This window comes from Pseudomonas sp. ICMP 10191 (assembly GCF_001467335.1).
GTDB classification, from domain to species: domain Bacteria; phylum Pseudomonadota; class Gammaproteobacteria; order Pseudomonadales; family Pseudomonadaceae; genus Aquipseudomonas; species Aquipseudomonas cerasi.
Genome location: NZ_LKGW01000046.1, coordinates 33,706 through 47,342 on the forward strand (window position 1 = coordinate 33,706; position 13,637 = coordinate 47,342).

The window sequence follows — 13,637 nt, forward strand, 5'->3', positions numbered from 1 at the left end:
GGGAATAGGAGGAATCAATTATCCACGCCCTCAATGTGCCGCTAATTCGCCTGCCAGACGCGCCTTTAGCTTCATAGCCAAGTAGAATCAATTGTTTCACCGGGCGGTCGAGGTAACAGCGTTGGATGTACAGCAGGGCTTTATCCTGAGTCGGCACTGGCAAGACACGCCCGCCGGGACCGAGGTCGACTTCTGGTTGGCCACCGATCAGGGGCCGCGCCATATCCGTCTGCCTTGCCAGCCTTCTGTCGCCTTTATTCCTGCCGAGCAGGGTGAGCGCGCCCGATCGTTATTGCGCACCGAACGTGGCGTAGAGCTGCGCCCGCTGGAACTCTGTGATTTCCGTCATCGCCCGGTGCTGGGTGTGTATTGTCAGCAGCACCGCCAGTTGATGAACATCGAAAAGCTGCTGCGCAGAGGCAACGTGGACGTCTACGAAGCGGACATTCGCCCGCCCGAGCGCTACCTGATGGAGCGCTTTATCACTGCGCCTGTGCAGTTTGGCGGCACGCTGGATGCCGATGGCGTGCTTTGTGACGCGCAGATCAGGCCATCGCCCGATTACCGTCCCAACCTGAAACTGGTATCACTGGATATCGAAACCACGGCACGCGGCGAGCTGTATTCGATTGCACTGGAGGGCTGTGGGCAACGCCAGGTCTACATGCTGGGGCCGGCCAATGGTGGCGACGAGCCGCTGGATTTTCAGCTCGCCTATTGCGATACCCGCGCGCAGTTGCTGGAACGTCTCAACGACTGGCTGGCGCTGCACGACCCTGACGCGATTATCGGCTGGAACGTCATCCAGTTCGATTTGCGCGTGCTGCATGAGCATGCCCAGCGCCTGCAAGTGCCGTTAAGGCTCGGACGTGGCGGTGAAGCGATGGGCTGGCGTGAGCATGGCAGTCGCAACAACCATTTTTTTGCCGAGGTGAGCGGGCGGCTGATTATCGACGGCATCGAGGCATTGCGCTCGGCGACCTGGAGTTTTCCGTCATTCAGCCTTGAATACGTCGCGCAGACCCTGCTGGGCGAAGGCAAGGCCATCGACACGCCTTATCAGCGCATGGACGAAATCAACCGCATGTTCGCCGAGGACAAGCCGGCGCTGGCGCGTTACAACATCAAGGACTGCGAACTGGTCACGCGCATCTTTGCCAAGACGCAACTGCTGACCTTTCTGCTTGAGCGCGCCACGGTCACCGGTCTGCCTGCCGACCGCAGCGGCGGTTCGGTTGCCGCTTTCTGCCATTTGTATATCCCGCTGATGCATCGTCAGGGTTTCGTTGCGCCCAACTTGGGCGAGCGCCTGCCGGAGGCCAGCCCTGGCGGTTTTGTCATGGATTCCCAGCCAGGGCTGTACGAGTCGGTGCTGGTGCTGGACTACAAAAGCCTTTACCCGTCGATCATTCGTACCTTTCTGATTGATCCGGTGGGCTTGATCGAAGGCCTGCGGCATCCGGCGGACAGCGAGTCGGTGCCAGGCTTTCGCGGTGCGCGCTTTTCACGCACACGTCACAGCCTGCCAGCCATCGTCGAGCGAGTGTGGCAGGGGCGGGAAGCCGCCAAGCGCGAGCAGAACGCGCCCTTGTCCCAGGCGCTGAAAATCATCATGAATGCCTTCTACGGTGTGTTGGGTTCGAGCGGCTGCCGCTTTTTCGATCCGCGCCTGGCTTCATCGATCACCCTGCGCGGGCATGAAATCATGCTCAAGACCCGCGACCTCATTCAGGCGCAGGGCTACACCGTGATCTATGGCGATACCGACTCGACCTTTGTCTGGCTGGGCCGCCCTCACGGACAGGAAGAGGCGGCAAGCATCGGCAAGGCGCTGGTGCAGCAGGTCAACCAGTGGTGGCGCGAGCACTTGCACGCCGAGTACGGTTTGCACAGCGCCCTTGAGCTGCAATACGAAACGCATTTTCGGCGCTTCCTGATGCCCACCGTGCGCGGTGCGGAGGAGGGCAGCAAGAAGCGCTATGCCGGTCTGGTGACCCGCGCTGACGGGTCCGAAGAGATGGTCTACAAGGGCCTCGAAACCGTACGCACCGACTGGTCGCCACTGGCTCAGCAGTTTCAGCAGGAACTGTACCTGCGGATCTTCAAGCGTCAGCCGTATCAGGATTACGTGCGTGACTATGTGCAGCGCACCCTGTCAGGCGAGCTGGATGACCTGTTGATCTACCGCAAGCGCCTGCGTCGCAAGCTCGATGACTACCAGCGTAATGTGCCGCCCCATGTACGCGCCGCGCGGCTGGCCGACGAATACAACGACCAGCAGGGGCGACCGCGTCAGTATCAAAGTGGCGGCTGGATCAGCTACGTAATGACCACCGCCGGGCCGGAGCCGCTGGAAATTCGCCACGCCCCGATCGACTACGATCACTACGTGACTCGTCAGTTGCAACCGCTGGCAGATGCCATCCTGCCGTTCGTTAACGACGATTTCAGCACCCTGATCGGTGGGCAGTTGGGGCTGTTTTAACGCGAAACCAGCTGCTCGGCGAGCCACGGTAATACCTGCTCGCAGGACGCCTGGATTTTCATTTCAAGCAATTCGTCGGCCCGGGTCTTGCCATGGTTGATGGCGATGACCGGCTTGCCCTGTTCGGCCATCGCCTTGCACAGGCGGAATGCCGACCAGGCCATCAGTGACGTGCCGACCACCAGCAGACCTTCAGCCTCTTCGACACTCTGCATTGCTTTGGCAGCGGTCTGCGCGGCGACGTTTTCACCGAAGAACACGACGTCCGGCTTTAGCCTGTCGCCTTCACAGTGCGGGCAGAGAGGCACCTTGAAGCTGGACTCGAAAGCCGGGTCGAGCAGGGTGTCGCCGTCCGGCGCCTGTGTCGCGTGGACGCCGATCAGATAAGGGTTTTGCTCCAGCATCTGCTCTTGAATGGTTGCCCGGTCGCTGCGCTGCTGGCAATCCAGGCACAGCACCCGGTGCAGGCTGCCGTGCAGTTCGATGACGTCCCGGCTTCCGGCCTGCGTGTGCAGTGCATCGACATTCTGGGTGATCAGTCCTGTGATAGCGTTTTCAGCCTGCAGAGCAGCCAGACCTCGATGCGCGGCATTGGCCTGTGCCGCGCGGATCCGCGGCCAGCCGAGCATCGCGCGTGCCCAGTAGCGCTGGCGCGCTGCGGGGTTGCCGAGAAATTCCTGATACATCATCGGCTGCTTGCCGCGCCGCACGCCGTCCTTGTCGCGGTAGTCCGGTATGCCGGATGCGGTGCTGATGCCTGCGCCGGTTACCACCAGAAACGGTTTGTCGGCCATCGCCTGGCATAGCGTGTCGAGCAGATGTCGAGTTGGGCTGTCGAGCATGTTTGAACCTCGGGTGGCTCTTGCGACTGGTCACCTTATCATCTGGCGCGCAGGCCACGTCGCGGCTGCCACAGCTGTGAGCCGCCGACGCAGAGGTTGGTTCAATCGCTGGTTTCTGGAAGAAGGCCCGGCAGCGGAACGCTACGCCGAGTGCTCCGCGTGGGCATGGCTTTGCGGACGCTCTGCGTCCGATCCTGAGGATGCCTTTGCCTCTCGCTCTCAATCCTTCAGCGCAATTTTCTTGCCGCGTCTGGCGGCGATGTCGCTGGCCTGGCCGTCACGCTGCTTGCCGGTGCGAGCCTGGGTGATGAGGGCCGGAATCAGCGGGCCTTCCGGCAGGTTTTTCCAGAAGCGCGAAGGGAAGTGGCCTTCCATGACCTTGGGGTTCAGGCGCGCAGGGTTGAAGATGTGGCTGTAGTAGGTCAGCCACAGTTCACCATGCGGGTCTTCCACCTGCCGGGCCATGGTCTGCCAGGCAGGCGGGCAGCGTCGTTCATGAATCAATTGCTGGCCGTCGTAATACACGCCGTCCTGAGGCGTGGCGATCATCCAGCGGTGCTGACCCATGCGGCCGATGAAATGCTCGCTGGCACTGAGCAGAATATCGTGGGCCGGTTCGTGCCAGGCCACGTACTGCGGGCGCATCAGGGCTTCGTCGTCAGCCACGGACGGCAGCGCGACAAATCGCAGGAACGCATGCAGATGATGGGCCTCGCGCCTTACCGATTTCAGGCGACGATGCAATTCACTGCCGAGCTTGTCGCCGGCCATCATCGCTGTGCGGTCGCCGTGAGTCACGCGCCACAGCACTTCGTACAGCAGGCTCCAGCGCTGATCGCCCCGGTAACGCGACGCGCTTTCCAGCAACTGCACCAGCTCCAGAGGAACCCTTGCCTGAAAAGGCCCGGCCTCCCTGGGATACTCTTCTTCGCTGCCGAACAGGTCGGCGGCATCCGGCGACTTCCAGCTGACCTGGCTGGGATCGATTTCATGGCTCAACAGCCAGCGAGCCTGTTGCCGCCAGGTATCGAACAGGTCGTCGCAGTCGAGGCAGATCATCCCCACAGCCCCATTTGCTGAGGCTGAGGCCGGTCGCGCAACTGGTGATGCAGGAACTCGCTGGTGGTTTCCGCATGCGGCGGATGGTAATCACTGGTAATGATGAACGGCTTGGCCTTGGCCAGTATGCAGCGCATGCGGGTGAGGTCTTCATAGCGGATGCGACGCTGTCTGCGCAGCTCGACCAGCCGCTGCGTAGTGCGAATGCCAATACCCGGCACCCTGGCGATCAGTGCCGGGTCGGCCTGGTTCAGGTCCAACGGGAAAACCTGCCGGTTGCCCAGAGCCCAGGCCAGCTTGGGGTCAATGTCCAGCGCCAGATCACCGGGACCGTCGAGCAGCTCACCGGCAGTGAAGCCATATCCGCGCAGCAGAAAATCAGCCTGATACAGGCGATGCTCGCGCATCAGCGGCGGTGCCGCCAGGGGAACGCTGTTGGGGCTGTTGGGTATCGGGCTGAACGCAGAGTAGTAGACCCGGCGCAGCTTGAAGTTGCTGTACAACGACTGCGCGCTGTGCAGGATGGTGCTGTCGTCGGTGGCATCGGCACCGACAATCATCTGCGTGCTCTGCCCGGCAGGCGCAAAGCGCGGCGAGCGAGGCTCGTTGCGCACCGTCTGCTCGCCGGTGTAGATCGTCTGCATGGCTTGCTTGATCGAGGCGACGTCTTTTTCCGGGGCGAGGGTCTGCAGGCTCAGGTCGGTCGGCAGTTCGATGTTGACGCTGAGGCGGTCGGCATAGCGGCCGGCCTTTTCGATCAGCGCCGGATCGGCGTCAGGGATGGTTTTGAGGTGGATGTAGCCGCGAAACTCATGTACCTCGCGCAACAGCCGGGCAACTTCGACCAGTTGCTCCATGGTGTAGTCCGCAGAGCGAATGATCCCGGAACTCAAAAACAGCCCGCTCACGCAATTGCGGCGATAGAAGTCCAGCGTCAGGGTGACCACTTCTTCGGGACTGAAGCGCGCACGTGGCACATCGCTGGAGCGGCGGTTGACGCAGTACTGGCAGTCGTAAAGACAGAAGTTGGTCAGCAGGATTTTCAGCAGCGACACGCAACGCCCATCTGGCGTGTAGCTGTGGCAGATGCCCATGCCATTGGTAGAGCCGAGCCCGGACTTGTCCTGCGAGCTGCGCTTGGGTGCTCCACTGCTGGCGCACGACGCATCGTACTTGGCGGCGTCTGCCAGAATGCTGAGCTTGTCGATAAGCTGCATGAAGTGCCCCTTGACTGTTTGTATATACAGTATAGGGGCGAGCGCAGTGTCACAAGTACCGCACGGCGGAGTTCTGCGAGGCGATTCCGGATCGGATTCACGCAGGCTTTGATCTGCATGAGTGGAAAGCAAGGTGCCAGCATGAATGTTATTTAATAACACATACGTGTTTGGTATGTAATACTGTAACAAATAGTTGCAGGTTACTTTTACTTGAAAAATTCTTCTGACGCTTCGACAGCAAGCGCTTCGATAGCAGGCTCCGTGATGGCCCAGTCGGCCTGGAAGCGGGTCCTGTTTTCCCTGGCGATACTGATATTGCTCTGGCTGGCGATTGGCTGGTCGGTGGCAGTTCCATGAGTGCGGCCATCGCTCTGGAAAACCTCACGGTGGCGTACGAGCGCCGCCCTGCAGTGCACCACATCAGCGGGCGCTTCGAAGCCGGTAGTCTGACGGCTATTGTCGGGCCCAACGGCGCGGGTAAATCGACGCTGATCAAAGCCATCGCCGGCACCATGAAGCCTGCTCAGGGACGCGTCGATCGGGGGCGTCTGGCAACCCGCACGATTGGCTATCTGCCGCAGGCTGCGGAAATCGATCGCAGCTTTCCGTTGAGCGTCGCCGATACGGTGTCGATGGGCGCCTGGCACAGCATCGGCCCGTTTCGCAGTCTGACTCGCAATCATGCGCGTCTGACCGGCGAGGCGCTGATGACCGTCGGCCTCGAGGGGTTTGAAGGGCGTAGCGTGGGCTCGCTGTCGTCGGGTCAGTTTCAGCGGGTGCTGTTCGCCCGACTGTTGTTGCAGGACGCCTCGGTGATCCTCCTGGATGAACCGTTCACCGCCATCGACGCGCGCACCACGCGTGATCTATTACAGCTGGTTCGCGCCTGGCACGGTCAGGGGCGTACGGTGATTGCCGTACTGCACGATATCGAACAGGTTCGTCAGCACTTTCCGCAAACCTTGCTGATGGCTCGCGAAGCCATCGCCTGGGGCGAGACAGCCCAGGTGCTCAGCGTTGCCAACCTGCGCAAGGCGCGCAACATGGCCGAGTACTGGAGCCCGGATGCCTTGCTGTGTGATGCCGAGGACGACGACGCATGATGCTTTATAGCCTGGTGGTCGAGCCTTTTATCGAATTCGGTTTCATGCGCCGTGCACTGGTGGCGTGTCTGGCACTGGGCATCGGCTCGGGGCCGGTCGGCGTGCTGTTGATGTTGCGGCGCATGAGCCTGGTGGGCGATGCGATGAGCCATGCTGTGCTGCCGGGCGCAGCGGTGGGCTTTATGGTCGCCGGGCTGTCGTTGCCGGCAATGGGCTTCGGCGGCCTGATCGCCGGGCTGGCAGTGGCTTTGCTGTCCGGTCTGGTGAGTCGACTGACCTCGCTACGCGAAGACGCCAGCTTTGCCAGCTTCTATCTGACCTCGCTGGCCGCCGGGGTGCTGATTGTCTCGCTGCACGGTTCCAGCGTTGATCTGCTGCATGTGCTGTTCGGCACCATTCTGGCCATCGATGACACCGCTATTTACATGGTCGGCAGCATTGCCTCCTTCACCCTGATTCTGCTGGCAATCATCTATCGCCCACTGGTACTGGAGTGCTTCGATCCGGGCTTTCTGCGTGCGGTCGGCGGGCGCGGCTCGCTGTACCACGTTCTGTTTCTGCTGCTGGTGGTGCTCAACCTGGTCGCAGGCTTTCAGGCGCTGGGCACCTTGATGGCCGTGGGCATGATGATGCTGCCGGCAACCGCGGCACGTTTCTGGACCCACTCGCTGAGTGGCCTGATGGTGATTTCGACGCTGCTGGCGACCTTGTCCGGGCTGATCGGGCTGATCGTTTCCTACCACCTTGGCGTCGCCTCGGGGCCGGCCATCGTGCTGACGGCCAGTGCGTTCTACGGCATCTCCCTGTTGTTCGGACGCACGGGCATCGTGCGTCGGCTGTTCCCCAAACCTCACCTGGCTCACTGAAAAAGGTACGTCATGAAACGATTGATGATGTTGAGTTCCCTGGCTGCACTGGCGCTGTCGGCATTCGCCAGCCTGGCCCAGGCCAAACCGCTGGAGGCCGTTGCCTCGTTCACAGTCATTGCCGACATGGTCAGTACGGTCGGCGGTGACCGTGTGCACGTCAAATCGCTGATCGGTCCGAACGGCGATCCACACGTTTACGAGCCCACACCGAGTGACGCCCAGGCGCTGAAAAATGCCGATCTTGTATTTGTCAGCGGCCTGCATCTTGAGGGCTGGATGGATCGTCTCATCAAGGCTTCAGGTTACAAGGGGCAGCCGGTGGTACTGTCCGAGGGCATCAAGACCCGCAGCATGGATGAGGACGGCAAGCGCATTGTCGACCCGCATGCCTGGAACAGCGCGGCCAATGGCGTGATTTATGTACGCAACATCATCGCAGCGCTGAAGAAAGCCGATCCGGAAGGGGCCAGCGTGTATCAGGCCAATGGTGATCGCTACATCGTCGAGTTGCAGCAGCTGGATAGCTATGCACGTGATCAGATCCGTTCGATTCCGGCTGCCAGACGCAAGATCCTCACCTCTCATGACGCGTTCGGCTACTTCGGCGATGCCTACGGGGTGAACTTCCTGTCGCCGCTGGGCTTGTCTACCGAATCTGAGGCGTCGGCCGCCGATGTTTCGAAACTGATCCGTCAGATCAAGACCGAACATGTCAGTGCCTACTTCTTCGAAAACTCCAGTGACCCGCGTCTGGTCAAGCAGATAGCCGAAGCCAGTGGCGCTCAACCAGGGGGTGAACTGTACGTGGAATCCCTGTCGCCAGCCGACGGCCCGGCGTCAACCTACGCGAAGATGTTCCGTTACAACGTCGATACCCTGACTGCGGCAATGAAGCGCAATCAGTGAGCCTGAACTGCCCGGCGCCCTGATTGCAGGCGCCGGGCAGCTCAACGCTTCAGTCGTTGAGGAATTTGAACACAGTGGTCTGGGTGTACGCCTTGCCAGGATCCAGTCGGGTGCTGGGGAATTTCGGCTGGTTGGGCGCATCGGGGTAATGCTGCGTTTCCAGAGTAAAGGCGCCCCAGTGCGGGTAGACCTTGCCAGCCTTGCCGTGAATGCTGCCATCCAGGAAGTTACCGGTGTACAGCTGCACGCCGGGCTCTGTGGTGAACAGCTGCAGTCGGCGGCCTGATTGCGGGTCGCTGACCTCGGCGGCCAGTTTTTTCACGTCACCCTTGGTGTCGAGCACCCAGTTGAAATCAAACCCGCCTTGCTTGGGTTCGGCGTATTTCAACTGTTGATGATCATCCTTGATGTGTTTGCCGAACGCGGTGGGCTTGAGGAAGTCCATGGGCGTGCCGGCGACAGCAGGCAGTTCTCCGGTCGGGATCAGCTTGTCGTTGACCGGGGTGTAGTGCGAGGCGTGAAGAGTGGCGACCTGTTTGAGCACATCACCACTGCCAGCGCCGGCCAGATTGAAATAACTATGGTTGGTCAGGTTCAGCACCGTCGGTTTGTCGGTGGTAGCGCGGTAGTCGATCTTCAGCTCGTTTTTTTCATTCAGGCTGTAGGTCACTTCAGTCAGCAGGGCTCCTGGAAAACCCATCTCGCCGTCCGGCGACAGGTAGGTCAGCTTCACGCCAACCGAATCACCGGTCCTGGTTTCTTCTGCCTTCCACAAGCGCTTGTCAAAACCCTGCGTGCCGCCGTGCAGCGCGTTGGTCTTGTCGTTGAGCGGGACCTGATAGGTTTTGCCATCCAGACTGAATTTGCCGCCTGCCAGGCGGTTGCCGAAGCGGCCGATGGTCGCGCCGAAATAAACCGTACCGTTGTTCTGATAGCCCTGAACATCGTCGAAACCCAGGACGATGTCTTCGACCTTTCCGGCCTTGTCAGGTACCAGCAGCGATTGCAGCGTCGCGCCGTAGGTGATGATGCTGGCCTGCACGCCGTGACTGTTGCGCAGGGTGTATTTTTCGACGGCAGAGCCGTCGGGCAGTTGGCCGAACGCACTGTGTTCGCTGGAGAGTGCGGCGGCCTGTGCGGTCAGGGTGCTGATCATCAAGGACAGTCCAAGGGTGCTGAGGAGCGCATGTTTTTTCATCTGATCTGCCTGCTTTTATTGTTATTGGTAAGACTATTTGATCGGATTCAAGCCGATGCATGGATGTATAGCGTATAAAATGGAGCTTGAAAAATAAATTGTAATACTATTTAGTAGTGCCATCGTCGCTGAAGGCTTGTGACTCACCTTAGCCGATCTGCCGGTTTTTTTTGCCATGCAGCCTGAGATCCGTGCAACGGGTCAGCGCAGGCAGAGGTTGGACAAGACAGCGACACAAACATCCAAAAGTGCCTTTACAACAATAACAAAGGACATTTTTCATGAACTGGCTGCCCGTTTCCGAGCACCGTTTCAAGCTGGCCGAAGGCTCCTTCTGGGATGCCGAGGAGCAGGCTTTGTACTGGGTCGACATTTCCGGGTTCCTGGCGTGTCGGCTGGTCGCCGGGCAGATCCGCCAATGGCGCATGCCGGAGCCGGTTTCTGCATTTATTCCGACCGAGCAGGGTGATGCACTGGTGACACTGGCCAGCGGCGTTTATCGCCTGGACCTGGACTCCGACAAGACTTCTTTAGTGCCGTTCTGCGTGGCAGACCCCACACCTGGCAATCGCGCCAACGAGGCGCGGTGCGATGCGCGCGGCCACCTTTGGCTTGGCAGCATGCAGAACAACATCGATGCCGAGGGCGGCGACGTGCCTCTGGTGCGTCGTTCAGGCGGGTTGTTCCGCGTTGCACCTGATGCTCGCGTGACCCGTTTGCTGGACGGGCAGGGCATCGTCAACACCCTGTTGTGGAATGACGAGGGTAGCGTGCTGTACAGCGCCGATACGCTGGACGACGTCATTTATCACTATCCGGTGCTCGCAGACGGTGCTTTGGGGCCACGCAAGGTATGGGCTGCAAAACATGATCGAGGCTCACCCGACGGCTCGGCGATGGATGCCGAAGGGTATGTCTGGAATGCGCGCTGGGGTGGCAATTGCCTGATCCGTTTTGCCCCGGATGGCAGTGTTGACCGGGTTGTGGAGCTGCCGGTCAGCCATCCCACCAGTTGTGTATTCGGCGGTCCTGACCTGGAAACGTTGTACGTCACCAGTGCCGCACCTGCCGATGCACAGGGTCGTTTCGATGGCGCGCTGCTGATGGCGCAGATCGGCGTCAAGGGCACGCCGTGTCAGCGTTTCGCCGGTTGATAAGCGTATCGCGCCGCCGTCTTTTTTGACGGCAGCGTGATGGTAGATGCAAGGGTGACATTCGGTTACATAGCGGTCACCCGTTATATGGTATGACTATTTGACCGGTTTCGGACGCATTCGCGTTCTCGACCGCCACCTCGCTGAACGTTGTAGCTATTCAATAAAAATAAGGAGCTAGCTATGTTGAGTCGTCACGGGATTCGTTCCCTGTGCTGTGTCGCCGTCACTACCGCCATTCTGGGCATGAGTGGCATCACCTCCGCTGCCGAAGAAGTCAAAATCGGCTTTTTGGTCAAGCAGGCTGAAGAACCGTGGTTCCAGGCCGAATGGGCGGGTGCCGAAAAAGCTGGCAAGGAGCATGGCTTTACCGTCATCAAGATTGCCGTGCCAGATGGTGAAAAGACCCTGACCGCTATCGATAACCTCGCCGCCAACGGTGCCAAGGGCTTCGTGATCTGCCCGCCTGACGTGTCGCTCGGCCCTGCGATTGTGGCCAAGGCCAAAGCGCTGGGATTGAAAGTCATGGCCGTGGATGATCGCTTTGTCGACGCCAAGGGTAACTTCATGGAGGACGTGCCTTACCTGGGCATGGCTGCCTTTGAAGTAGGCCAGAAGCAGGGCGTCGAAATGGCCAAGGAAGCGAAAAGTCGCAAGTGGGACGAGGATGGCTGGAAAGGCACCTACGCGATCATCAACACTTATAACGAGCTGGATACCGGCAAGAAACGCACGGATGGTTCGGTGAAGTCACTTGAGGAAGCCGGCCTGCCGAAGGACCATATTGTCTTCACCGCACAGAAAACCCTCGATGTGCCAGGCAGCATGGACGCCACCAACTCGGCGCTGCCAAAACTTCCAGGCGATGCCAAAAGGCTGATCATCGGCGGTATGAACGACAACACCGTATTGGGTGGGGTACGTGCGACTTCTACCAATGGCTTTGAAGCGGATAACGTGATCGGGATCGGTATCAACGGCACCGATGCGATCGACGAACTTAAGAAGAAAAAAAGCGGCTTCTTTGGCTCTATGTTGCCGAACCCTGGCAAAGAGGGTTACGACACCGCGTTGCATGTTTACGAGTGGGCCACCAAGGGCACCGAACCACCCAAGTACACCGCTCTGGACGACGTGACACTGATCAAGCGCACCAACTTCCAGGAAATACTGACCGAGCGTGGTCTGTGGAAGTGAGCTGAACGAGGGGCCTGATGTTCAGGCCCCTCACACGTGCGAGGAGATTGGTTCATGCAACAGGCTATCGAGCAATACGCCGCAGGCGGTGCCTTGCGCTTCAACGGCATCGGCAAGGTCTTCCCCGGCGTCAAGGCGCTTTCGGACATCAGTTTCGAAGCGCGCCCCGGCAGCGTCCATGCATTGATGGGTGAAAACGGTGCCGGTAAATCCACGCTGCTGAAAATTCTCGGCGGCTCTTATCAGCCCAACAGCGGTGCCTTGCAGATCGGCGAGCAGAGCTATCAGTTCAAGTCCACCGCCGAGAGCATCGCGGCTGGCGTGGCGGTGATTCACCAGGAGCTGCATCTGGTGCCGGAAATGACCGTTGCCGAGAACCTGCTGCTCGGGCACATGCCCAATCGCTTCGGTCTGATCAATCGCGGTGCGATGTACCGCCGGGCCAGCGAGCTGCTCAAGGGCCTGGCTGACGAGATAGACCCACGCACACGTCTGGGCGATCTTTCGCTGGGGCAGCGGCAATTGGTCGAGATCGCCAAGGCCATGTCGCGCAATGCCCACGTCATTGCCTTCGACGAGCCCACCAGCAGCCTGTCGGCGCGCGAGATCGACCGACTGATGGCGATCATCGTGCGCCTGCGCGACGAGGGCCGAGTGATTCTTTACGTGTCGCATCGCATGGAAGAAATCTTCCGTGTCTGTGATGCGGTGACGGTGTTCAAGGACGGCCGTTTTGTAAAAACCTTCGAACAGATGGCTGATCTTGATCACGACCGACTGGTGACCTGTATGGTCGGGCGCGATATCCAGAACATCTACAACTACCGTCCGCGTCAGCACCAGGGGCCAAGTCTGCGCGTCACCGGCCTGCTGGGGCCGGGCCTGCATGAGCCGGTCACCTTTGCCGTGCAGAAGGGCGAAGTATTGGGCTTTTTCGGCCTGGTCGGCGCCGGGCGTACCGAGCTGTTCCGGCTGCTCTCGGGGCTTACCCGCAGCTCTGCAGGCAGCCTGCAACTGGACGGCAAACCGCTGACACTCAAGTCACCGCGTGATGCCATCGAGGCCGGAATTCTGCTCTGCCCGGAGGACCGCAAGAAAGAAGGCATCGTGCCGCTGTCCAGCGTCGCGGAGAACATCAACATCGGTGCGCGCCCCCGGCACGTGAACCTCGGTTGCCTGATTCAGGGCAGTTGGGAGCGTGACAACGCACGCAGCCAGATCAAGTCGATGAACGTCAAGACGCCATCGCCCGAGCAGCAGATCATGTACCTCTCTGGCGGCAATCAACAGAAAGCGATTCTTGGTCGCTGGCTGTCGATGCCCATGAAAGTCCTGCTGCTGGACGAGCCGACTCGCGGGATCGACGTCGGGGCCAAGTCCGAGATTTACGAGATCATCCACAACCTGGCCGCAGACGGTATCGCGGTGATTGTGGTCTCCAGCGATCTGATGGAAGTGATGGGCATTTCAGACCGCATTCTGGTGATGAGCGAAGGCGCAATCACCGGTGAACTCAATCGCGACGAGGCTGACGAGTCGCGACTTCTGCAATTGGCTCTGCCTCGCACGCGCGGCTGACAATCGGTCCCTGACCATGAACAATA

11 protein-coding genes are annotated in these 13,637 nt (G+C 60.0%); 7 read left to right on the plus strand and 4 right to left on the minus strand.

Going from position 1 to position 13,637, the window contains the following annotated elements:
* Positions 1 to 121: 121 nt before the first annotated feature.
* Positions 122 to 2,485 carry a DNA polymerase II gene (locus AO388_RS05150; protein ID WP_054081517.1) on the plus strand — a complete coding sequence of 788 codons (2,364 nt, stop codon included), beginning with the start codon at positions 122 to 124 and terminating at the stop codon, positions 2,483 to 2,485.
* On the opposite strand, the gene AO388_RS05155 is transcribed toward AO388_RS05150, so the two are convergent.
* The 3 genes from AO388_RS05155 to AO388_RS05165 form a co-directional block, all read right to left on the minus strand.
* Positions 2,482 to 3,327, minus strand: a complete 846-nt coding sequence (locus tag AO388_RS05155) for an NAD-dependent protein deacetylase (protein ID WP_003434245.1) — start codon at positions 3,325 to 3,327, stop codon at positions 2,482 to 2,484. The two genes, AO388_RS05150 and AO388_RS05155, sit on opposite strands and share 4 nt — an antisense overlap.
* A 219-nt stretch (positions 3,328 to 3,546) precedes the next feature.
* On the minus strand, positions 3,547 to 4,386 hold the full coding sequence (locus AO388_RS05160; RefSeq protein ID WP_003369140.1) for a TIGR03915 family putative DNA repair protein: 840 nt from the start codon (positions 4,384 to 4,386) through the stop codon (positions 3,547 to 3,549).
* Entirely contained in the window at positions 4,383 to 5,603 is a 1,221-nt protein-coding gene (locus AO388_RS05165) for a putative DNA modification/repair radical SAM protein (RefSeq protein WP_003434243.1), read from the minus strand. Before AO388_RS05165 ends, AO388_RS05160 begins: the two co-directional genes overlap by 4 nt.
* Positions 5,604 to 5,959: 356 nt before the next feature.
* On the opposite strand from AO388_RS05165, the gene aztA reads away from it, so the two are divergent.
* The 3 genes from aztA to AO388_RS05180 are packed head-to-tail and all read left to right on the plus strand — an operon-like array spanning position 5,960 to position 8,484.
* Positions 5,960 to 6,709, plus strand: a complete 750-nt coding sequence (gene aztA, locus AO388_RS05170; protein WP_003369147.1) for a zinc ABC transporter ATP-binding protein AztA — start codon at positions 5,960 to 5,962, stop codon at positions 6,707 to 6,709.
* Positions 6,706 to 7,575: a metal ABC transporter permease gene (locus tag AO388_RS05175; protein WP_003410031.1), complete on the plus strand. Its 870-nt coding sequence runs from the start codon at positions 6,706 to 6,708 to the stop codon at positions 7,573 to 7,575. Before aztA ends, AO388_RS05175 begins: the two co-directional genes overlap by 4 nt.
* 12 nt (positions 7,576 to 7,587) lie before the next feature.
* Positions 7,588 to 8,484: a metal ABC transporter substrate-binding protein gene (locus AO388_RS05180; RefSeq protein WP_054081516.1), complete on the plus strand. Its 897-nt coding sequence runs from the start codon at positions 7,588 to 7,590 to the stop codon at positions 8,482 to 8,484.
* Between the two features lie 49 nt (positions 8,485 to 8,533).
* On the opposite strand, the gene AO388_RS05185 is transcribed toward AO388_RS05180, so the two are convergent.
* Positions 8,534 to 9,682, minus strand: coding sequence for an aldose epimerase family protein (locus tag AO388_RS05185; RefSeq protein WP_003434240.1), 1,149 nt, complete (start codon positions 9,680 to 9,682; stop codon positions 8,534 to 8,536).
* A gap of 281 nt (positions 9,683 to 9,963) precedes the next feature.
* Here AO388_RS05185 and AO388_RS05190 point away from each other — a divergent pair, with 281 nt between their 5' ends.
* From AO388_RS05190 to araG, 3 genes are all read left to right on the plus strand, one after another.
* Positions 9,964 to 10,836, plus strand: a complete 873-nt coding sequence (locus AO388_RS05190; RefSeq protein ID WP_058416143.1) for an SMP-30/gluconolactonase/LRE family protein — start codon at positions 9,964 to 9,966, stop codon at positions 10,834 to 10,836.
* A 183-nt stretch (positions 10,837 to 11,019) separates the two neighbouring features.
* Positions 11,020 to 12,033: a substrate-binding domain-containing protein gene (locus AO388_RS05195; protein ID WP_058416144.1), complete on the plus strand. Its 1,014-nt coding sequence runs from the start codon at positions 11,020 to 11,022 to the stop codon at positions 12,031 to 12,033.
* 54 nt (positions 12,034 to 12,087) lie between these two features.
* Positions 12,088 to 13,611 (plus strand): L-arabinose ABC transporter ATP-binding protein AraG, encoded by a 1,524-nt coding sequence (gene araG / locus AO388_RS05200; protein ID WP_058416145.1) that lies wholly within the window; start codon positions 12,088 to 12,090, stop codon positions 13,609 to 13,611.
* The last annotated feature ends 26 nt before the right edge of the window (positions 13,612 to 13,637 follow it).

Bases quoted from the DNA above. Each gene is read 5' to 3' on its own strand.
- AO388_RS05155 (WP_003434245.1), bottom strand. From the start codon at position 3,327: ATGCTCGACAGCCCAACTCGACATCTGCTCGACACGCTATGCCAGGCG.
- AO388_RS05160 (WP_003369140.1), bottom strand. From the start codon at position 4,386: ATGATCTGCCTCGACTGCGACGACCTGTTCGATACCTGGCGGCAACAG.
- AO388_RS05165 (WP_003434243.1), bottom strand. From the start codon at position 5,603: ATGCAGCTTATCGACAAGCTCAGCATTCTGGCAGACGCCGCCAAGTAC.
- aztA (WP_003369147.1), top strand. From the start codon at position 5,960: ATGAGTGCGGCCATCGCTCTGGAAAACCTCACGGTGGCGTACGAGCGC.
- AO388_RS05175 (WP_003410031.1), top strand. From the start codon at position 6,706: ATGATGCTTTATAGCCTGGTGGTCGAGCCTTTTATCGAATTCGGTTTC.
- AO388_RS05180 (WP_054081516.1), top strand. From the start codon at position 7,588: ATGAAACGATTGATGATGTTGAGTTCCCTGGCTGCACTGGCGCTGTCG.
- AO388_RS05185 (WP_003434240.1), bottom strand. From the start codon at position 9,682: ATGAAAAAACATGCGCTCCTCAGCACCCTTGGACTGTCCTTGATGATC.
- AO388_RS05190 (WP_058416143.1), top strand. From the start codon at position 9,964: ATGAACTGGCTGCCCGTTTCCGAGCACCGTTTCAAGCTGGCCGAAGGC.
- AO388_RS05195 (WP_058416144.1), top strand. From the start codon at position 11,020: ATGTTGAGTCGTCACGGGATTCGTTCCCTGTGCTGTGTCGCCGTCACT.
- araG (WP_058416145.1), top strand. From the start codon at position 12,088: ATGCAACAGGCTATCGAGCAATACGCCGCAGGCGGTGCCTTGCGCTTC.